The sequence below is a fragment of the Methanoregula sp. genome, from assembly GCF_050010295.1.
Taxonomy (GTDB): domain Archaea; phylum Halobacteriota; class Methanomicrobia; order Methanomicrobiales; family Methanospirillaceae; genus Methanoregula.
Genome location: NZ_JBEKLH010000003.1, coordinates 134,174 through 152,894, shown reverse-complemented (window position 1 = coordinate 152,894; position 18,721 = coordinate 134,174). Strand labels below are relative to the sequence as shown.

Sequence of the window (18,721 nt, the reverse complement as noted above, 5' to 3'; positions counted from 1 at the left end):
GGACTGCAACCACCTTATTCATCCTGCCCTGATTTTTTTGCAACGGTTACAATCTTCTCCCCGCCGGATTGGCATTCGGGTTCCCGCTCCCAAAAATGGCGAATTCAGGAAGATATTTACCCTTACGGGATAGTTTATCCTCTATGCAGGAAGTCCGGTTAACCATCAAAAAGCGGGCATTCCCGAGCCAGGGGCGGGTGCGTTTCAATGTTGCACACCTGCCCGATCTGGGAATACTTGAAGGGGAACACGTGGATCTCATCAACGAAGCCACCAAAAAAACGGTCACAACCTCGGTTATCGCTGATACCATGGTACGGGAAGGGCAGATCCGTGTGAGCGAGGAAGATCTCAAGGCGCTCGGTCTCCAGGATGAGGAGGAAGTCCTTGTCAGAAAAACTCCGCCAATGGAAGAAAAGATCAAAAAGGCAGCAGCAGATGCCAGCAAATCGTTCTCAAAGGGTCTTGACAAACTTGATGAGAAGGTAAAAAAGACCACCGGCGATGTAAAGGCCGGCACCGCAAAAGCTGCGGACACCGTTAAAAAAGAGACGAAGAAGGCATCCGGTAAAATCGGAAAGACTGCTGCAAAAACCGCCAATACCGTGAAAAAAACGGTGAAGAAGGCAACAGGATCCGGGGAAGACCTGTGATACGGTCTGCTCGTATGCAGGCCGTGTGGAAGAAACCCGTAATGTGGTGAAGTAACTATGGCAGCAGAAGCAATTGTGGCACAGGGAGCAGTAATCACCGATACTGTTCTCATGGGAATCCTTGTTGTCCTCGCAATGGTGATCGTGTATTTCATCATCCGTGAGATACGGATTATGAAGACGGCCAACCGCACAATTGAACTGGAACTGGAAAAGGACAAGCTCAAGCTCCTCCAGCAGCATGAAGCATCAAAGGCGTTCCCGTTCACCCGGTTCTCCCAGGAACAGACCGGGGAGATCAGACAGGTTGAAGATGAGAACATGATCCTTGAAACGAATATCTTCGCAAAGGAAAGACTTATTGAAACGCGGTTGACCCGGCTCGAAAACCTGGTTAAAACAAGGAAACTGGATGATCTTCTGGGAAATATCCAGGAACAGGAAAAGACGGTGAAGTAAACCATGTACCCGGTTATCAATCCGAATCCTGAACAGAATGCGATCGGAGATTCGTTCTGGGATCAGTTCTCGCATATCTCCGAAACGATTGAATCCCGTATCCCGACGTTCGATAAATCGCTTGACGCGTACTTCGATCACAACTTTGCCGCCATCATTGAGGAATGGGATCTTGTGACCGACAGCGATCTCCACCGGCTTGAAAGCAGGCTTGCACGCGTGAGTGATGAAATCAATAGCCTCTACGCGGGAAAAGCGACCATCGAATCGCGGGCAAAACTGTTGGATGACGTGATCTCCTCCCTGGAGAAATCGTTATGATCGGCATGAACACGTACCTCAACGCCTATGTGGACCGCCGGATGAAATACATCGTTGACGAATGGGATCTTTCCACAAAGACGGATCTATCAGATCTTGTAAGCCGGCTTGAAGCACTGGAACAGGAAATCCCCCGCCTCAAAGCCTTTGAGCATGCAGCTTCGGACAAACTGACTGAACTTGAAGCCCGTGCCAGTAAACTGAAAGGGAGGGTCTGAAATGGACGTACTGGAATTCATTATCATCGTCATCATCCTGTGCGCCCTCATCTTCCTGATCTATTACTTCATACGGGGTGCGAAAGGCGATGTATCACTTACCCGCCCGGTGGAGAGCCGGGTGGACGAGTACCTTGACCGCAGGTTCCAGAGCATGGTGGAGGAGTGGCAGCTGGTTTCCCACCCGAAACTCCAGAAGTTTAAGGAACAGCGCTCCAAAGGGATCGAACAGGATGAAGCACGTCTTGCTGAACTGAAGAACTACGAGTCCGCGATGCAGGCCACGCTGGTATCGCTGGAGGCACGACTTGACGCTCTGGAAAAAGAACTGGCCCAGAAAGGAAGCACCAAAAAGTAAGGATACGCCGGATCGCCTCCGCGAGCTGAGAAAAGAGATCACCGTGATGCGCAAGCAGGGGGAGCCTCCTGTAAAGGATCCCGGCAGTTTCGCGCAGTACACGTGTGATCTCTGCAGCACGCCTCATCCGGTATCGGAGCTCCGTCAGTGCGTCCTCTGCGGGCGCTGGGCGTGCGATGCCTGCTGGAAGGACGAGTATTATACCTGCAAGTCCTGTTCCGGACTCATAAAAATTCACATGATGAAGGGCTGACGGACAGTTCATATTCATACCCGTTTTTTCAGACTGTCTTAGTATGGAACAATCGAAGCTAAGCCATCGTAAAAAGAATTTAAATCTACTTTCGGATCTCCTACGAGCACAGAATGCAGTTTTATAAATTTACCGGCAGTTTATGCCGATCTTCCAATGTCTGTTTCTGTCCCCCCGCTGTCGCTTGAAATGAGTTGCTGGACACCTATTCGTATAACCGGGCTGCCGCCAATCCGAAAGGCGCGTGTCCCGGACGTTCCGGAAAGTGCCCGACACCGGATCCGTGATAAGAGCATTGGTAGTGAATGTTGTCACGGCAGCAGGTCTATGCACCCCGCGAATTTCCGCGAAAAACGGGGACTGTATCGGGGAGATAATTCTGCCCGCGGCAGACTGATTTCTGTATTTTAATATATTCTGTGGTGTATTCTGCCAATCCGGCAAATTGATAATGCTTTTATACCCCTTTTCTTCCACTGGAGGGGGCCAATAAAAAGCCCCGATCATGTAAAAAAGTCTTTACATCGATTTTTATATCAGTTGGTTTTGTCTGGTTCCTGCGTATCTGTACGGACAGGAAATTGTGGCATATCGCATCCACGAAAAAATCTGTCACCTTATTTATCAATGCCGGATACACAATCCATGAAAATATATTGGTATTTCCCATGGAAAAGAAGCTGATATCGGATCACCCGATTGCCCGGATCCATCTCCCCGGGGGGGAGAAGCAGACGGGGGGATGACGACATAACAATTCCGGAACCGGGAAATGAGCGGTACCATCATGGGGTATCTCCCGGTGAAGGGGAAATCCTGATGCGGACCGGGGACCCATTGTTTGGAGGAGATGGTCCAGGACGCTCAAATCCCATGAACTTCTCCTGAAATACCGGCATGATCCCCGCTCTACGTTCTCAAAAGTCGTTGTCTGGTATGTCGACCGCGGGGCGCCGGGCGACCGCTCGTGCGTGAAAGGTGATGATATTCTCGTGCTGGACGCGTATTATTTTGAGATCGTGTCATCACATGGCACCAAATATATTCCCTACCACCGCATCAGGAAAATTGCCTATGACGGCAGCACCGCGTGGGAACGGTGAAAGAATTTTCTGGCGAGTGTTTTCCTGTCGGATGGTTGATCTCCGACTTTCTTTCTGCCAAGCGCCGCCACCTCCGTATTGCCATTTTCTGCCGCTCTCCCAACCCAAACCTTAACAAAGACACGACCGAATGTCCTTGTACGGTGACCGTGCGCTACCCTTTCCTGATCTCGGTTCCTCATGGAGGCGTCGAAGTCCCCCCGGAGGTCTCCGGCCGGCTCGTACTCGGGCCCGGAGAGTTGTCCTGGTACTGCGATCCGGGTACACGGACCCTGTTCGATTTCGGTACGGCCGTTGAAGCGTTCATCGATACCCCCGTCTCCCGCATGGTGGTCGATCTCAACCGCCCACCGCTTCCCCTCCCCCCCCGTGATCCGGATGGTATCATCAAGGTGCGGACCATCGATGGCAGGAGTGTCTATCTCCCGGGGCAGTTCCCGGATATCGATTTGATCCACCGTCTCCTCATGCAATGGTACTTCCCCTTCCACCAGCAGGTTGACGAGCTCATCGATCATAACGGGGTTGCCATCGCATTCGACTGCCACTCGATGCTGCCGGTCGGGTCACGCGAGCAGAAGGATGCCGGCAGGCCGCGCCCGCTGATATGCCTCGGGAACAACGGCGACTCCCGCGGCCGCCCGCGAAAGAACAGCATTGCGACCTGCCCGGAGTCCTGGGTGACCTCTCTTGCAGACGCGTTCCGGGAGGAGTTCTCGCTTGACCGTGAAGTGGCGATCAATGACCCGTTCTCCGGGGGATTCATCTCCAACGCCCATTACTGGCGCAAAGGCGTTCCCTGGGTTCAGGTCGAGATCAACCGCTCGCTCTATGAACCCGGAGAAGAAACCGTTAACCGCGAGGAGGAGAGCCACAGGAATATACTCCGGTTACGGGAGAACCTCTGGAAGGCACTTACCCGGTTCTGGGAAGATGCCAAACGTGAGGCTCTCCCTCATCAGGCTGCCTGAGCCCGCATCACGGCCTCTTCTTCAGTTTTTCGGAAACCCTGGCTTATATTTCCCCGAGTTGACCGTCCGGGCTGATCCCTGCACCGGACGGCAACGATCGTTTCGTTCCGGGCCGGGTCTCCCCATCCTGAAGATGCTCATCGAGGCCTATTGCGGCAGGGTACTGGCGGACGACCGCGTACCCGGCGATACCGGCCAAGGTACAGCGAACGGTTTACCCTAAAAAGAGCCGGTCCCGAACCCGGGGCCAATCAGCCTTTCCTGAGGATCCGGTGTTCTTCGAGGCGCCCGTCATAAAATACCTGTATACGGATCTCTTCGCCACGTGCAAAACCCCGCATCCGGTCATCGTAGACCTTCTGCACGTGCCTGAGCCGGTGCAAGGTGAAATAGTCCTGCATGAACTCAAGGAATGAGATCTGCTGGTCGAGAAACGCATCTTCGTACTCCTTGGTCTCACGGGCGAGATCGAGGCACAGGCAGGCCGGTATCGCTTCATCGTATTCGCCGTGCTGGTCGGGACCGGAGATCTGGCGCCAGTCCACGTTTCCCCGTTCATCGGGTTCGCGATGGAGCATATACGGATAGATCCGGCAGATGGCAAACCGCCGGTCGTAGATCCGGCACCTGCCCTCATCGAGGAAATGACAGGATCCGGATTCATCGTCTTTTGCCCGGAGCGCGTATCCCGAGACGTAAAAAGTGCCGTTCTGGTCGCAGAACTCCGGTTCAGGGGCCGGTTCACATGCATCGGGATCTATCGTCTTCAGGGCGGTTACATCACGGTCAAGCAAAAAGACATGCCCGTTGAATACACGGGTGCAGCACTTCGCGCATCCCGTACACCGGAACCCGATCTCTTTTATTACGCCGGCAAGATCTTCCAGCGGATAAGCCAGGAGGCTGTTGCGTTCCTGCGTCAGGGCGGCAATACGGAAAGGAATGGGCACGAGGGAAACAGTTACCACCGCGGTCTGATCTACTGGAATGTATGACGGTACTCGGTATTGTTTTTTTGTAACACGCCGGTTTCCGGCAGTTCAGGCTGAATACTGGGCGCTATCATCAGAGCCGGGCTTGCTTACATGCACCTGCACTGTAGGTTGCCCGGAAAGACGAGGAATCAGAAGCCTGATACCTGCCGTAAAAAAAGAAAAATCAGTTGTACGACCGGAACGGGACGTATGCATCGTAAATTTTCAACTTATCACCCTGAGGCGTGTATGCCCAGACTTCGACACGGTCCTTGTTCTGGGTCGTGCCCTTAAGCGTCAACGCCTTACCGATCGAGAAGGGCTGGACCATCTTTCCCTCTTCGACAACCCCGTCTGAACGGGTAATCGTGACGTCAATCTCCGGTATGACGTTCATTCCCTTGCCCCCGCTGATCGTTGTGGTGATCTCCGGGTCGATCGCCTCGCCATTGTTTGCTACCTGGAGCTGGATCCCCCAGATATCGGAGAGCGTCTGGGTAGGCCCGGGGGTGATCGAGACGGTCGTGGGTACCGCCGTTGGCGTTGGTACGGGTGTTGCCTCGGTGGTCTGGACCGTTGTCGGTGCAGGTGTGGCAGGAGGGGTTGCCGGCTGCGAGCACCCGGCAGCAAGCGCAAGCACCAGACACAGCATGAGTGAGAGGATAATGATCAATTTCCTGTTCATACGGGTAGGTTTCACCGGAGGGTATTTGAGTGTTGTGCCTTCCGGCAGAAAGGGATCTTTCCCGGTTACCGGAACGGGACAAAAGAACCGTACCTGTCGCGGAGCAGTGAAAAATGATTTTTGTATAAACGGGAATTACGCCCGGTTGCCGGATGCCGGCTCGATCCCCGTCGGCTGGTTGCGGATCGTCCGCTCCTTCATGATGGTGTAGACATCGGCCGCATGCTCTTTTGGCACTTCCACAAAAGAGTAGGAATCAAGGATCCGGATCGCACCGATCGCCTTTCCCGGTATCCCGGTCTCCCCTGCGATTGCGCCGACGATATCCTTGGGGGCGACCTTGTGCTGCCTGCCGACAGCAAGGAAGAACCTGACCATCCCGTGCTCGGCGCCGGTGTCGCCGAAGTCCGCCACTGCCGGTTTTTGCTCTGCCTCCCCGCTGCCCTGTTCCATCTGCAGTTTCAGGAGGGCTGCTGCAATCTCGACGGAGGACAGGTCCCCCTCACTCTCGTTCTCGACAATACGGACGTAACCTTCGATACCGCCCGCCTTAATCGTCTCGCGCACCTTTTCGATCACTGACCGGGTCCGGGTCTCGGCCACGTCGCTCTCGGTCGGGACCGGTATCCGGGGGATCTGGACTTTTGCATACTTCTGGATCTCGTGGAGCTTGGTGTAGTCCCGCGGCGAGACAAAGGTGACCGCCCTGCCGCTCTTGCCTGCCCTGCCCGTCCGCCCGATGCGGTGAACGTAATACTCAACGTCCTGCGGGACATCAAAATTGATGACAATATCCACGTCATCAACGTCAATTCCCCGCGCCGCCACATCGGTCGCGATCAGGATATCGATCGAACCCTTGCGGAACCCGCCCATAACCCGGTCGCGCTGGGACTGCTTCATGTCGCCGTGGAGCTCGTCTGCACGGTATCCCCTTGCCCGGACTTTCCCGGATAGTTCCTCTGCCCGGCGCTTGGTGTTACAGAAGACGATGGCCAGCTGCGGGTCTGCAAGGTCGATGAGCCGGCAGAGGACGTCGAGCTTGTCCCGGTCTTTCACTTCAATATAGGACTGCTCGGTCTGCGGCACGGTCAGCTCGGCGTACTGGACCCGCACGAACTCCGGCTTGTTCTGGAACCGTTTTGAGATATCGATGATCGGCTGGGGCATGGTCGCGGAGAAGAGCAGGGTCTGGCGGGCCTGCGGGACGTTCTTCAGGATCAGTTCGATGTCGTCGCGGAACCCCATGTCCAGCATCTGGTCGGCCTCGTCCAGCACGACGGTCGTGACATCCCGGAGGGAGAGCGTACGGCGCCGGAGGTGATCCATGACACGCCCCGGCGTGCCGATCACGATATGCACGCCTGAATGCAGTGCACGCAGCTGGCGTTCGATGGGCTGGCCCCCGTAGACCGGGAGCACGGTGATCCGCGGGAGGTGAGCGAGGAGGCTGGAGAACTCTTCTGCGATCTGGATCGCGAGTTCCCGGGTCGGGCAGAGGACGATGGCCTGCACGGCGCGGTTTGCGGGATCGATCTTCTCGATGACGGGAATGCCGAACGCGGCGGTCTTGCCGGTGCCGGTCTGTGCCTGGGCGGTTACATCGCGCCCGGACTGGATGAGGGGAATGGCGAGTGCCTGGATGGGCGTGGGCTCTTCAAAGCCCATATCTTCTATTGCTTTCCCGACTTCCTTTGACAGGTTAAAGTCGGAAAACTGTATACGGGAATTCATATCGCACCACCATTTGGCGCGAGGAGTCTTAAGATGGCGCACTGAGGGAGGGCGGTTTTCACCGCCTTTTTATTCCGGCAGGTGAACATGGGTGTGAGGACTATGAAAGTCGTAGCATTCAACGGCAGCGCACGGAAGGACGGCAACACGGCCATCCTTGTCAATGCGCTCTTCAGGGAATTGAAAAAGGCCGGGATCGAGACCGAGCTCGTACAGCTCGCGGGAAAGAAGATCCCCGGGTGCATCGCCTGCATGAAGTGTTTTGAGAAGAAAGACCGGCAGTGTGCGATCAAGGGCGACATCGTGAACGGGTGCATAGAGAAGATGGCAAAAGCCGACGGGATCGTCCTTGCGTCCCCGACCTACTATGCCGATATCTCGGCAGGCATGAAGGCGCTGATCGAGCGGGCCGGTTTCGTGGCGCGGGCCAACGACGACCTGTTCCGGCGCAAGATCGGGGCATCGGTGGTCGCCGTCAGGAGGGGCGGGGCCATCCACGCGTTTGACTCGATGAATCATTTCTTCTTCATCAACCAGATGGTGGTCCCGGGCTCGTCCTACTGGAATGTCGGGATCGGGCTTGCCCCCGGGGACGTGAAGCACGATGAAGAGGGGTTGGCCACGATGAGGACGCTCGGCCAGAATATGGCGTGGCTCCTGGAAAAATGCAATAAATAATTTTTATTCAGATCTCGATGGTCAGGTCGTCGGTCGAGACGATGAGGCCGGGGAATTCTTCCTCAAACTGCTCCTGCACGGCCCTTCGGTCGTCGAGCGTCCGGTATACTTCCGCGCCGAAGTGCACGAGGGCGAGCCGCCGGGCGTGTGCCTCCCGGGCGATCCGGATCGCGTCCTGCGGGTTGAGGTGGGGCCATAAAGGGCTCTCCTCACCGGGTTTCAGCCCGCATTCGGTGATGAGCAGGTCGGCGTCCCGCCCGAGCCTGACGGCGTTGTCGCAGACGCCGGTATCCGTGCAGTACGTGACCACCTTCCCGTCCAGCTCGACCCGGTACCCGAAACAGGGCGCCGGGTGGACGAGAGGGCGGCACTCGACCGGGAACGGGAGCTGGTGGATCCCTTCTTCGAGTTCGGCAGCTTCCGCCGGGAACGGGAGCTGGGCAAGCGGTACGGTGAACGGCTCGTTCACGAAGGTGTCAAGGAGGGCCGAACTTCCCGGCAGGCTGAAGATCTTCAGCCCTTTTCTGAGCCGGAACTTGCAGAGCGTGTGCAGCCCGGCGATGTGATCGATATGGAAATGGCTGAGGAAGAGGTACACGGGCTTCTTCTGGGTGATGTACCGGTCTGCCTTGGCAATGCCGTTGCCGGCGTCAAAGACGATATCGTATTCCGCCGATTGGACGAGGACGGAACAGGTATTGCCGGTGACGGTGTCGTACCAGCCGTTGGTCCCAAGGAATGTCACCTTCATGAGAGAGGATTGGGCTTTCATGAACAAAGAAGTTTCAGGTCGGGTGCGCTGCCTTTTTATTTGTCCGCGTCGATGCTCGTTATATCTGATATCCTGTGGAGGAAGAACCATGAACCCGTTGTCGTCTCTGTCTGTTCTTGTTGCGATCGTTGTACTATGCCTGTGTAGTATGCCGGCGAGTGGTATTATTCAGGAAGTCACCATCAGGGGCTCGGTTACCGCCCTCGACCAGACGAATAACACCCTGACCATCGGGTACCCCCAGCAGTACGGGTGCAGTTACCCGGCGACCGGCTCCCCGGTCTGTTCCTACACGTCCCTGAACATCCCGGCCCTGACCGGGACAGTACCCGGTTCCATTGCATACTCCATCTTCAAATCCGGAGACCCGGTTGTTGCAACAAGCCTCGGCGGGGCCGGGGGAAGCTGGATCGGCCTTGCAAAGCTCTATGGAGCAAACCCGGGCGAGGAGTACGTGACTGATATCGTGGGAGACACGGGCACGATCCCGACACCGCTGATCGGCGATTACGCGCTTGACGTGACGACAACTCCCGACTGTTCGGCATGTTCCGGGACGACCTGCACCGCACTATCGTCAGATGTGAAGATCATGAGCAGCGGCACGCTGGTCCATGAAGAGACCCTCCTGCCCCGGCAGATGCTGACGTACAACGGCAGGAATGACGGTTCGAGCGTTGCAGTTACCTTCGTGAAAGGGGAGGCATCGTCCACGACCTGCGCGGGCAGGACCGGCATGACCGGGCCGCAGGCGGTCTCGGTGTATATTGTCAATATCGTCCCGCCGATCGGCTATGGACAGAACACCCCCAGTCCAGGTGAAGCGCTGACACCTCTTCCGCCGACCATTGTTACCACGGCGCCGGTGACCACGGCAAAGTCAGGCGGCCTTCCGATTGCCGTGATTGGTGCGCTTGGAGTGCTGGCCCTGGTAGTGGCGGAGCGGAAGAGGTAGACCCGCAGGCTGTGGAACGGTTTCTTCAGTTTCCGGAAAGGACTGCTAGGGATCGTATGCCTGTCGGTACCTGTTTTTTTGCCCGTACCAGTACATGAGCGAAGGAATCTTTTTTGGAATCTGACGGAAAATCTGTTGGGCGTTTTTCAGAGAGGGACCTGTGTCCACGCGGCCATAGCCGGGATGACGGAACATGCCGTGGGGGTCACCATGAAAATGACCCCCGGAATCGCGGGGATGCCCATACCCTTCCCGGCACCCGTGCACTATCACCCGAAGGTCCTCTTCCTGATCGATTTGCCTATCCTGGCAGAAAGGTTCATCATCAGACCCCATCAGACAGGATCGCAGGAATATGCATGACAGAAAACCTGAGAGAATCAGAGCGGGTCGATGTGACCGTACTTGTCGACAATTACATCGACCTGTTCGTCCCGCCCGCTATGGCAGGAGATCACCGCCCGCCGTTCTCCCCCGCCCGTTCCCTGCTCGCAGAACATGGCCTGTCCTGCCTTGTCACCGTTTTCTCCGGGGGCAGGGAACACCGTATCCTGATGGATGCCGGGTTGTCTCCGGTCTGCCTTTTCCATAATGCCCGGAACCTTAACTGTGACCTCGGGGACGTCGAATCGGTTGTCCTGAGTCACGGGCATTTCGATCACACCGGCGGGCTTTGCGATCTTTTCCGGGGAGGGAAAAAGCAGATTCCACTCGTGCTTCACCCGGACGCCTTTTTGCAGAGGCGCATGAACAATCCGGCGCACGGGCCGGTCGAGCTCCCCCGGCTCGATGCGGTCGCCCTCAAAAAAGCCGGGGCCGCGGTCAAGCCAAGGAAAGATGCCTCGACCCTTGCAGCCGGGCACCTGCTCGTCACGGGAGAGATCGAGCGGAAGACCGGTTTTGAGAAAGGGCTTCCGTGGGCGGAAGCATACATCGGTGACCGCTGGGTTGCGGACCCGATCAACGATGACCAGGGCTTCGTGATCAACGTGAAAGGAAAGGGGCTGGTGGTCATCAGCGGCTGCGCCCATGCCGGTATCATCAACACGGTGGAGTTCGCACGAAAGATCGCGGGGGTCGATACGGTGCACGCGATCATCGGCGGCTTCCACCTGACCGGGCCGTCCTTCGAGCCCGTTATCCAGCCCACCATCGACGCGATGAAGGAGATAGGACCGGCGTATGTCATTCCTCTCCACTGCACAGGCTGGAAGGCGATGCACCGGTTTGCCGGAGAGATGCCCGGGCAGTTCATCCTCAATACCGTAGGTACGAGGTACACGTTCTGAGCGGGGGCCTGGCGACCAGTGCATCCGGAATTTTTTTAAAACAAAGTCTTTTGTGTTCGGGAATTCAGTCACTATTAAAGGAAACGGATGAATCTCCCATCTACCTGTACACCTTCGGCCGCCGAGGACGTCACCGGACGGAAAATGGCAGATGATGAACACCGGAGATCCGGGGATTTTCCGGGCCAGATCCAGTGGGCGGACATCCCTGCAGAATGCGACTATTTCACTGAGGGATGGCCCGCGTTCCCCGGCTGCATTCCCGTGCAGGAGATGGTGCGGGACGAAGGCTCTGTCCATACGATCCCGGTAAAACCGGGAAACAGGATCGAGGGAGAACAGACGAAGGAGAACCATGGCTGAACCCTCATCTCCTGAACCGCAAAAAGCAGCCCCACGATCAAACGCCCGGATCGTTGCCGGCAGCATGCCTGAAGAGATCCTCTCTGAGAGGAGATGGCAGGCTCTCATCATTGCAAGCACGGCAGCTGTCCTGCTCTTTTCCGTCTACTGCCTCTCGCACGGTATCACGGTCGTCTTCATGCATCTGTACTATTTCCCGATCGTGCTGCTCGCTTATCGCTACCGGTACCGGGGCTTTTCGCCTGCTGCGCTCCTTGCCATCACCTATGTCGGGCTTGTGTACTTCTATGATGCTGGACAAGCGAATATCATCACCGAGGCCTGGTACCGGGTCATCGTATTTATCGGAATTGCTGCGGTCATTGCGTACCTTTCGGAGCAATTGGCGTCCGCCCAAAAAGCTACGTGGGAAGCCTGTGAAGTCAGGGAACGGTACCTCACCCTCGCACCGGCAATTGTTATCGCACTGGATTCCCGTGGCGCAATAACTTACCTCAACGAGCAGGGCTGCAACGTCCTCGGATGCAAGCCTGAAGATGTGATCGGAAAATCGTGGTCCGACCTGTTCGTACCGGAAAAAGACCGTGACCGAGCCAAGGAGATTTTCCGGCAGATCATGGCCGGGCAGGCCGGACCGGACCGGGCTGTTGATAACCCGGTGCTGACCCGCGGCGGTGCTGAAAAGATCTTCCGGTGGCACAACAGCGTCCTACACGATGAAGATGGGACAATTGCCGGGACGCTCGGGTTTGGCGAGGAGGTTACCGGGCAGATCCAGGCCGAGGAGAAGATCCGCAAGCTCCAGCAGTTCCAGGAGAGCGTGATAACGAATGCGAATGTCTGGATAACGGTCCTGGACCCCCGGGGGAATATCCTGCTCTGGAACGACGCTGCCGAGGCAATCAGCGGGTATCCAAAATCAGACGTGCTGGCGACCGCCACGGTCTGGAAACGCCTCTATCCCGATAAGAAGTACCGGGGAAAGGTAACGGGGGATATCCGGCGGATCATTGAACGGGACAACTACCTTGAGAACTTCGAGACCGAAATCCAGTGTGGCGACAGCTCAAAAAAGGCAATCGTCTGGAACACCCGGGGTCTGAAAAACACCCAGGGCATGGTCACGAGCTACATCGCGATCGGGCGGGATATCACGGCACAGAAAATCGCGGAGGAAGAGGCCCGCAGGAGCAGCGAGCTCTATCGCGAATTTTTCACAACCTCCCGTGACTGTATTTTCATAACATCGCCGCAGGGGCAGTGGATTGACTTCAACGAAAGCGCACTGGAGCTGTTCGGGTATGGCACCCGCGAGGAGCTTGCCCGGGTACCGCTGGCACAGCTCTATCGCAAAGCGGAAGACCGCGGGGCATTTCTCGATTATATCGAGAGGGAAGGGTATGCGAAGGAATATCCCGTGCAGTTGCAGCGCAGGGACGGGACGGTCATCGATACCCTCATTACAACCGAACCCATCCGGTACGCGAATGGCTCTGTACGGGCGTATGTCGGCACTATCCGGGATATCACCGAACGCAGACAGGCTGAACAGCAGATTGAGGAATCTTCCCGGTTCCTCGCAACTCTTATGGACACCCTGCCGGTACCGATCTTTTACAAGGATGTCTCCGGGAAGTATCTCGGGTGCAACCCGCCGTTTGAGGAATATATCGGGATACCCAGAAACGAGCTGATCGGGAAGACCGCGTATGATATTTCCCCCAAAGACCTTGCGGACAGGTACACTGCTGCCGACCGCGAAATCTTTGACAACCCGGAGCCCCAGAGGTACGAGACGCAGGTCAGGTTTGCCGACGGTTCACGGCATGACGTGATCTTTTACAAGGCCCCGTTCTTCAACACGGACGGATCGGTTGCCGGCCTGATCGGGACATTCCTGGATATCACCGAGAGGAAGCGGGTAGAGGAGGCGCTAAAAGAGAGCGAGGAGAAATTCCGTGATATATTCAACAACGCCAATGATGCGATCGAGATACATGCGATAAACGCTGACGGCCTCCCCGGGAAGTACATCGATGTTAATGACGTCGGATGCCGGATGCTGCAGTATACCCGCGGGGAGCTGCTCGCACTCAGCCCGCTCGACGTCTCGACAGATTACTACAACCGTCCTCTTGAGGAGATCGGGCAGGAACTGCGGACGAAGGGCAGTTCGAGGTTCGAGACATACCACCGGAGAAAGGATGGTACGATTGTACCGGTCGAGATCAATGCCCATGTCGTCAGTCTCCGCAAAAAGGAGGAGGTAATTGCGGTTGTCCGGGATATTACCGAACGCAAACAGGCAGAGGAAGCACTGCAGAAGGCAAGTAAAAAGATCAGCATGCTTTCCTCGATCACCCGCCATGACATCCGGAACCAGCTGATGGCACTGCGCACCTATATCGAACTCTTAAAGGATTCTGTGAAGGATGCAGAACTCCTCGAGTTTATCATCATGGAGGACCGCATCGCAGAAGCGATCGGCACCCAGATCGAGTTCACGAAGTACTACGAAGATATCGGTGTGAATGCGCCGAAATGGCAGGACATTCCTGGACTTATCCTGTCAGCAAAATCCCAGCTGAGGGAGTATGAGCATATTGAGGTGGCAATCGAAATTCCTCCCGTGCAGGTCTATGCTGACGCCCTCATCGAAAAAGTATTCTACAACCTCATGGAAAATTCGGTCCGGCACGGCGTTCATGTGACCCGGGTCGTTTTCTCGTTCCGGGAAACCGGTGACGGTGCGGTGATCATCTACGAGGACAACGGGGCCGGGATATCACCCGAAGACCGGCAGCATCTCTTCGAGAAAGGGTTTGGCAGGCACACCGGTTTGGGCCTGTTCCTGTCACGGGAGATCCTCACGATTACCGGCCTGACAATCCGGGAGAGCGGTGAGCCCGGGAAAGGAGCCCGGTTCGAGATCGCGGTACCGGAAGGGATGTACCGCTTCCCGGGCGGGGACAAGGAACATGCGTGAGGGCGGGGGGATATTCCCTCCCGCCGTTCATGCCGTACCCGCTCCGTTTTTCAACCGGACCCTGACTGAAAATTTTCAGGCAGACTTTGATTGCGATTTTTTCACCAAAGTGCAGCAGGAGAGTGTGAAATGGAGGGAGGCGTTGATGCATGGGTCTGGCCCGGAATAGTACTGGTACGCTCTTCACTCCAGCCCGTTCGACCACAGTACCAGCACTGCCAGGACCCGATGGTCTCCTCCTGCGTCTGGTCTTATCACCATCAGCATTCTCAAGCCCCTATCCTGATGGAAAGGGGCTCATTTTAGCCTCCGATTGCCTGATCCGGTACCTTTTTTCGGCTGAATTCGCCAAAAAATCGGTCGCCTGTTTTGGGAGGAGGCTATTTCAGGCTCTGATTGGCGGGATTCCCATGATTTTTGTGCCAAAAATATGCCGGTACAGATCAATTACAGGTGGAAAAGTGGGGGGTGGGACATGGATTGGACTGCGGGCCGGGGAGGGGGAACAGGATTCGGGAGATGGATGTAGAATGTGGTGAAGGATGATGGAAAAATGCAGGAAAATTATTTTTCCTTCTTCACTGACTTCCGGACACTCTCCTCAAGTTGTTGATAATGCCAGGATTAAATTTTTTATGCAACTCTGTAAATCTGTTTCAGGGATTGAAGAATCTCGTTGCCGTCAATTTTAAATTCCGGAATTTCGGTAATGAACTGTTGAACTTTTCAACCGGACTTTGATTTTACCTTTTCAATCAAGCTTCGATTTAAAAAAAAAAAGACGAACGTGAAAGACTAAAAAGACTTTCGCGGGGGACCGCCCCCCGGGGTTGCGGAGATGAAGATACCTGATCATCACCCGAGCGCACCGGAAAACGCGCATTCGAGGAAACGAGATTGCCCCCCTCCTGATAATTTCTGCCGCTTTTCCTGAAGTGAAGTATATAACAACTCCCTTCACACATACTCCTGATGGGAAATAGCCCGGGTATAACTCCCTTCTACCAGAGGCTGTTCGTTGTTTTCATCGCGACCTTTGCCATTATGTCCGTGTACGAGCTTGGGGGCGGGTATCTTGTACCGACCAACCCTGACTGGCGGTCGGGCACGGTAACCATCCTGTTCACGAGCATCATGGCGGTCGTCATCGTCTATTTCCCGCTCCGCGCCACCTACCGCGAGAACGAAAGGACGCAGTCCGAGATGGAAAGGCGGGTGGCTATCGAGGACGAGCTGCGGAAGAGCGAGACAAAATTCCGCGAGATATTCAACAGTGCAAACGACGCGGTCTTCATCCACGAGCTCTCCCCCGAAGGTCCCGGGAAATTCCTTGACGTGAACGATCAGCTCTGCACGCTGCTCGGGTACACCCGGGAGGAGATGCTCGCTATGAGCATACCGGATATCGATGCACCCGGCCAGGATGTCAACTTTCCCGGGATCGTTTCAAAACTTTTTACGGAAGGAAAAGTGGTCTTCCAGATCGAACACCTGGCAAAGGACGGTCGGCGTATCCCTGTGGAAGTCAGCGACCGCCTCATCCGCTCCGACGGCAACCCGGTCGTCCTCGCCATCGTCCGGGATATCAGTGAACGAAGACGGTTCGAACAGGACCTGAGCTTCCGGAACACCCTCCTGGCAGCCCAGCAGGAAGCTACGCTCGACGCTATCCTCATTGTCGATGAGAACCAGAAGATCTTCTCCTTCAACAACAGGTTTCTTGAAATGGCAGCCATCCCGCGAGACATTGCTGAAAAAGGCGATGATGCTGCCATGATGGAACTGACCCTCAAAAAGGTCGCCGACCCCGTGCAGTTCCTCGCCAAGGTACGGTACCTCGAGAACGACCACCCCGGTGAGACGAGCCGGGACGAGATCGTCTTCCGTGACGGGAGGATCTTCGATCGCTACTCGGCGCCGATGTTCGGGCCCGGTCACCGGTATTACGGGCGGATATGGTATTTCCGGGACATAACTGACGTAAAAACGGCAGAGAAAACCCTCCGCGAGAGCCAGGAAAAGTACAAGGAACTCTTCGAGCTCGGGAACGAGGCGATCTTCCTGATCGAGACAGATTCCCTGCATCTGGTGGAGGCAAATGCTGAAGCCTCTGCGATGTACGGGTACACCCACGATGAACTGCTCTCCATGCTCATCACCGACCTGTCCGCCGAGCCCGACGAGACCCGCGGGGTAATTCAGAATTGCCTGCCGTATGGGAGCAAGTTCACCCCCCTCCGCTATCACCGGAAGAAAGACGGGACTGTCTTCCCGGTCGAGATCATGGGCCGTTCCTTTACGCTGAAAGGGAAAGATGTCCATGTGGCGGCGATACGCGACATAACCGACCGCAGGGCTGCAGAAGAGGCACTCCAGGACAGCGAGCTGAAGTTCCGGGGGATCTTCCATGCAGCCAACGACGCCATTCACTTCCACGAAGTCGGGGATGACTGGACGCCCGGCAGGTTCATCGATCTCAACGAAGCCGCGTGCCGGCTGGTCGGGTACACCCGGGAGGAGTTCCTCGGGAAGGGGCCTCTCGACTTCAGTACCGGGTATCACAGCCGCCCGTTCGCCGATATCCTCAGGGATTACGAAACCGTCGGGCGGTCAACCTTTGAGACCGAGCAGCGGCGAAAAGACGGGTCCGTCGTCCCCGTAGAGATCAATGCCAACGTGATTACCTACCGGGGGAAGAAGAGCATCCTCGCCATTCTCCGGGATATTACCGAGCGGAAACAGATCCTGATGGCGCTCCAGCGGGCGAACGAGAAACTCAACCTGATGAACAGCATCACGCGCCATGATATCCTCAACAAGCTGACCGCCGTCCGGGGGTACCTCGGGCTGATAGAACCGGTAATAACCGATGCAAAACATGCCGGATACCTCCGGAATGTGGACGACGCGGTCTCCGCCATCGAAAGCCAGATCGAATTTACCCGCATCTACCAGGATCTCGGGGTCCAGGGCCCCCGCTGGCAGAACGTGGAGAAGACCATCCGGCAGGCGGTCATCCAGCTCGATCTCGGGAAGGTCACCATCAGCTGCTCGGTTGCCGATCTTGAGCTCTACGCCGACCCGCTTCTCGAGCGCGCCTTCTACAACCTCGCCGATAATGCAGTGCGGTATGGCGGGACCATCCATGAGATCCGGGTGCGGTCTGAGACCCCGGACGAATCCCTTGTCCTGATCTTGGAGGATGACGGCATCGGCATTCCGGCCCATGAGAAGTCCGTTATCTTCAACCGGGGTTTCGGGAAGAATACGGGCCTTGGCCTCTTCCTCGTCCGCGAGATCCTCGCCCTCACCGGCATGACGATCAGCGAGACAGGCGAACCGGGTAAAGGCGCACGGTTCGAGATCGTCGTGCCGAAGGAGGCGTACCGGTTCGACGGAATCGCTGGTTGAATGGGGGTGGGAGATACACGAGTCCTCACCGTCCCACCTTTTTCCGGATCTTCCGTTTACCGGACTGCCCCTGCCTCCTGGTGTGCTCTGCCGCTTTTGCCCATCAGGTGAACGACCAATGGGGCGGGACTCATCGGAATTATCATTCAACAACCACGGTAGCCGGCTCACCGCGGAAGCCCGGCCCGGGTCGTGGAGTCTGCGAGAAGATGTGCCGAATACCCTAGGAAAAAACAGGAGGAGCCGGACACGACCAAGAAATGGGAAATGCCGGGAGCGAATATGACCAGCATAGCGGTGAGCAGAAACATCACCATAGAGAACTTCAGCGCCCGCCAGCTATGGAATATGCGCCGGTGCCTCCCGCTGCTCGGGGGTTCGAGGATATCCGGGAAAAGGGATCCGACGACCACTGCAACAATCCCGTAGACAAAGAATCCTCCGGTGGCGGTGTGAAGGTTGCCTGTGAAATACGCATACGCGAGAAACAGGACTACGCCGATCCCAATATGCACCTGCCGGTTCATGTCCGGTATGC

20 protein-coding genes are annotated in these 18,721 nt (G+C 56.3%); 15 read left to right on the top strand and 5 right to left on the bottom strand.

The window, feature by feature from the left end; translation table 11 throughout:
• The first annotated feature begins 143 nt into the window (after positions 1-143).
• From ABSB80_RS05775 to ABSB80_RS05740, 8 genes are all read left to right on the top strand, one after another.
• Positions 144-653 (top strand): hypothetical protein, encoded by a 510-nt coding sequence (locus ABSB80_RS05775; protein ID WP_428369062.1) that lies wholly within the window; start codon positions 144-146, stop codon positions 651-653.
• 57 nt (positions 654-710) lie between these two features.
• Positions 711-1,112 carry a hypothetical protein gene (locus ABSB80_RS05770; RefSeq protein WP_428369060.1) on the top strand — a complete coding sequence of 134 codons (402 nt, stop codon included), beginning with the start codon at positions 711-713 and terminating at the stop codon, positions 1,110-1,112.
• 3 nt (positions 1,113-1,115) lie between these two features.
• Positions 1,116-1,433, top strand: coding sequence for a hypothetical protein (locus tag ABSB80_RS05765; protein ID WP_428369058.1), 318 nt, complete (start codon positions 1,116-1,118; stop codon positions 1,431-1,433).
• A complete protein-coding gene (locus tag ABSB80_RS05760; protein WP_428369056.1) occupies positions 1,430-1,651 on the top strand; it encodes a hypothetical protein in 222 nt (73 codons plus the stop codon). Before ABSB80_RS05765 ends, ABSB80_RS05760 begins: the two co-directional genes overlap by 4 nt.
• A 1-nt stretch (position 1,652) precedes the next feature.
• Positions 1,653-2,009 carry a hypothetical protein gene (locus tag ABSB80_RS05755; RefSeq protein WP_428369054.1) on the top strand — a complete coding sequence of 119 codons (357 nt, stop codon included), beginning with the start codon at positions 1,653-1,655 and terminating at the stop codon, positions 2,007-2,009.
• Complete coding sequence (locus ABSB80_RS05750; RefSeq protein WP_428369052.1) at positions 1,960-2,262, top strand: hypothetical protein; 303 nt, start codon at positions 1,960-1,962, stop codon at positions 2,260-2,262. Before ABSB80_RS05755 ends, ABSB80_RS05750 begins: the two co-directional genes overlap by 50 nt.
• Positions 2,263-3,098: 836 nt before the next feature.
• Positions 3,099-3,365 (top strand): DUF504 domain-containing protein, encoded by a 267-nt coding sequence (locus ABSB80_RS05745; RefSeq protein WP_428369195.1) that lies wholly within the window; start codon positions 3,099-3,101, stop codon positions 3,363-3,365.
• Positions 3,366-3,400: 35 nt separating this feature from the next.
• The gene (locus ABSB80_RS05740; RefSeq protein WP_428369050.1) at positions 3,401-4,336 is read left to right on the top strand and encodes an N-formylglutamate amidohydrolase; all 936 of its coding nucleotides are present in this window, start codon (positions 3,401-3,403) and stop codon (positions 4,334-4,336) included.
• Between the two features lie 251 nt (positions 4,337-4,587).
• Here ABSB80_RS05740 and ABSB80_RS05735 read toward each other — a convergent pair whose 3' ends face one another.
• From ABSB80_RS05735 to ABSB80_RS05725, 3 genes are all read right to left on the bottom strand, one after another.
• Complete coding sequence (locus ABSB80_RS05735) at positions 4,588-5,304, bottom strand: YkgJ family cysteine cluster protein (RefSeq protein WP_428369049.1); 717 nt, start codon at positions 5,302-5,304, stop codon at positions 4,588-4,590.
• Between the two features lie 190 nt (positions 5,305-5,494).
• The gene (locus ABSB80_RS05730; RefSeq protein WP_428369047.1) at positions 5,495-5,995 is read right to left on the bottom strand and encodes a hypothetical protein; all 501 of its coding nucleotides are present in this window, start codon (positions 5,993-5,995) and stop codon (positions 5,495-5,497) included.
• A gap of 135 nt (positions 5,996-6,130) precedes the next feature.
• Positions 6,131-7,729 (bottom strand): DEAD/DEAH box helicase, encoded by a 1,599-nt coding sequence (locus ABSB80_RS05725; protein WP_428369045.1) that lies wholly within the window; start codon positions 7,727-7,729, stop codon positions 6,131-6,133.
• 102 nt (positions 7,730-7,831) lie between these two features.
• Between ABSB80_RS05725 and ABSB80_RS05720 the strand changes: the two genes are divergently transcribed.
• A complete protein-coding gene (locus ABSB80_RS05720) occupies positions 7,832-8,407 on the top strand; it encodes a flavodoxin family protein (RefSeq protein WP_428369043.1) in 576 nt (191 codons plus the stop codon).
• Between the two features lie 7 nt (positions 8,408-8,414).
• Here ABSB80_RS05720 and ABSB80_RS05715 read toward each other — a convergent pair whose 3' ends face one another.
• Entirely contained in the window at positions 8,415-9,158 is a 744-nt protein-coding gene (locus ABSB80_RS05715) for an MBL fold metallo-hydrolase (RefSeq protein WP_428369041.1), read from the bottom strand.
• Positions 9,159-9,267: 109 nt separating this feature from the next.
• On the opposite strand from ABSB80_RS05715, the gene ABSB80_RS05710 reads away from it, so the two are divergent.
• The 6 genes from ABSB80_RS05710 to ABSB80_RS05685 all read left to right on the top strand — a co-directional run bounded on the left by ABSB80_RS05710 (position 9,268) and on the right by ABSB80_RS05685 (position 18,183).
• Positions 9,268-10,134: a hypothetical protein gene (locus ABSB80_RS05710; protein ID WP_428369039.1), complete on the top strand. Its 867-nt coding sequence runs from the start codon at positions 9,268-9,270 to the stop codon at positions 10,132-10,134.
• Positions 10,135-10,269: 135 nt separating this feature from the next.
• Positions 10,270-10,497: a hypothetical protein gene (locus ABSB80_RS05705; protein WP_428369037.1), complete on the top strand. Its 228-nt coding sequence runs from the start codon at positions 10,270-10,272 to the stop codon at positions 10,495-10,497.
• Positions 10,494-11,423, top strand: coding sequence for an MBL fold metallo-hydrolase (locus tag ABSB80_RS05700; RefSeq protein WP_428369035.1), 930 nt, complete (start codon positions 10,494-10,496; stop codon positions 11,421-11,423). Before ABSB80_RS05705 ends, ABSB80_RS05700 begins: the two co-directional genes overlap by 4 nt.
• Before the next feature lie 144 nt (positions 11,424-11,567).
• Positions 11,568-11,786: a hypothetical protein gene (locus ABSB80_RS05695; RefSeq protein WP_428369033.1), complete on the top strand. Its 219-nt coding sequence runs from the start codon at positions 11,568-11,570 to the stop codon at positions 11,784-11,786.
• Positions 11,779-14,772: a PAS domain S-box protein gene (locus ABSB80_RS05690; RefSeq protein ID WP_428369031.1), complete on the top strand. Its 2,994-nt coding sequence runs from the start codon at positions 11,779-11,781 to the stop codon at positions 14,770-14,772. The genes ABSB80_RS05695 and ABSB80_RS05690 overlap by 8 nt, the downstream gene beginning before the upstream one ends.
• Before the next feature lie 972 nt (positions 14,773-15,744).
• Positions 15,745-18,183: a PAS domain-containing protein gene (locus ABSB80_RS05685; RefSeq protein WP_428369029.1), complete on the top strand. Its 2,439-nt coding sequence runs from the start codon at positions 15,745-15,747 to the stop codon at positions 18,181-18,183.
• Positions 18,184-18,350: 167 nt separating this feature from the next.
• Here the strand turns inward: ABSB80_RS05685 and ABSB80_RS05680 are convergent, their stop codons facing one another.
• Entirely contained in the window at positions 18,351-18,710 is a 360-nt protein-coding gene (locus ABSB80_RS05680; protein ID WP_428369027.1) for a metal-dependent hydrolase, read from the bottom strand.
• Positions 18,711-18,721: the final 11 nt, after the last annotated feature.

What these genes read in the sequence shown, in the direction of transcription:
- ABSB80_RS05765 (WP_428369058.1), top strand. Translation starts at nt 1,116, where the DNA reads ATGTACCCGGTTATCAATCCGAATCCTGAACAGAATGCGATCGGAGAT.
- ABSB80_RS05755 (WP_428369054.1), top strand. Translation starts at nt 1,653, where the DNA reads ATGGACGTACTGGAATTCATTATCATCGTCATCATCCTGTGCGCCCTC.
- ABSB80_RS05775 (WP_428369062.1), top strand. Translation starts at nt 144, where the DNA reads ATGCAGGAAGTCCGGTTAACCATCAAAAAGCGGGCATTCCCGAGCCAG.
- ABSB80_RS05770 (WP_428369060.1), top strand. Translation starts at nt 711, where the DNA reads ATGGCAGCAGAAGCAATTGTGGCACAGGGAGCAGTAATCACCGATACT.
- ABSB80_RS05760 (WP_428369056.1), top strand. Translation starts at nt 1,430, where the DNA reads ATGATCGGCATGAACACGTACCTCAACGCCTATGTGGACCGCCGGATG.
- ABSB80_RS05730 (WP_428369047.1), bottom strand. Translation starts at nt 5,995, where the DNA reads ATGAACAGGAAATTGATCATTATCCTCTCACTCATGCTGTGTCTGGTG.
- ABSB80_RS05685 (WP_428369029.1), top strand. Translation starts at nt 15,745, where the DNA reads ATGGGAAATAGCCCGGGTATAACTCCCTTCTACCAGAGGCTGTTCGTT.
- ABSB80_RS05715 (WP_428369041.1), bottom strand. Translation starts at nt 9,158, where the DNA reads ATGAAGGTGACATTCCTTGGGACCAACGGCTGGTACGACACCGTCACC.
- ABSB80_RS05720 (WP_428369043.1), top strand. Translation starts at nt 7,832, where the DNA reads ATGAAAGTCGTAGCATTCAACGGCAGCGCACGGAAGGACGGCAACACG.
- ABSB80_RS05710 (WP_428369039.1), top strand. Translation starts at nt 9,268, where the DNA reads ATGAACCCGTTGTCGTCTCTGTCTGTTCTTGTTGCGATCGTTGTACTA.
- ABSB80_RS05725 (WP_428369045.1), bottom strand. Translation starts at nt 7,729, where the DNA reads ATGAATTCCCGTATACAGTTTTCCGACTTTAACCTGTCAAAGGAAGTC.
- ABSB80_RS05680 (WP_428369027.1), bottom strand. Translation starts at nt 18,710, where the DNA reads ATGAACCGGCAGGTGCATATTGGGATCGGCGTAGTCCTGTTTCTCGCG.
- ABSB80_RS05695 (WP_428369033.1), top strand. Translation starts at nt 11,568, where the DNA reads ATGGCAGATGATGAACACCGGAGATCCGGGGATTTTCCGGGCCAGATC.
- ABSB80_RS05690 (WP_428369031.1), top strand. Translation starts at nt 11,779, where the DNA reads ATGGCTGAACCCTCATCTCCTGAACCGCAAAAAGCAGCCCCACGATCA.
- ABSB80_RS05700 (WP_428369035.1), top strand. Translation starts at nt 10,494, where the DNA reads ATGACAGAAAACCTGAGAGAATCAGAGCGGGTCGATGTGACCGTACTT.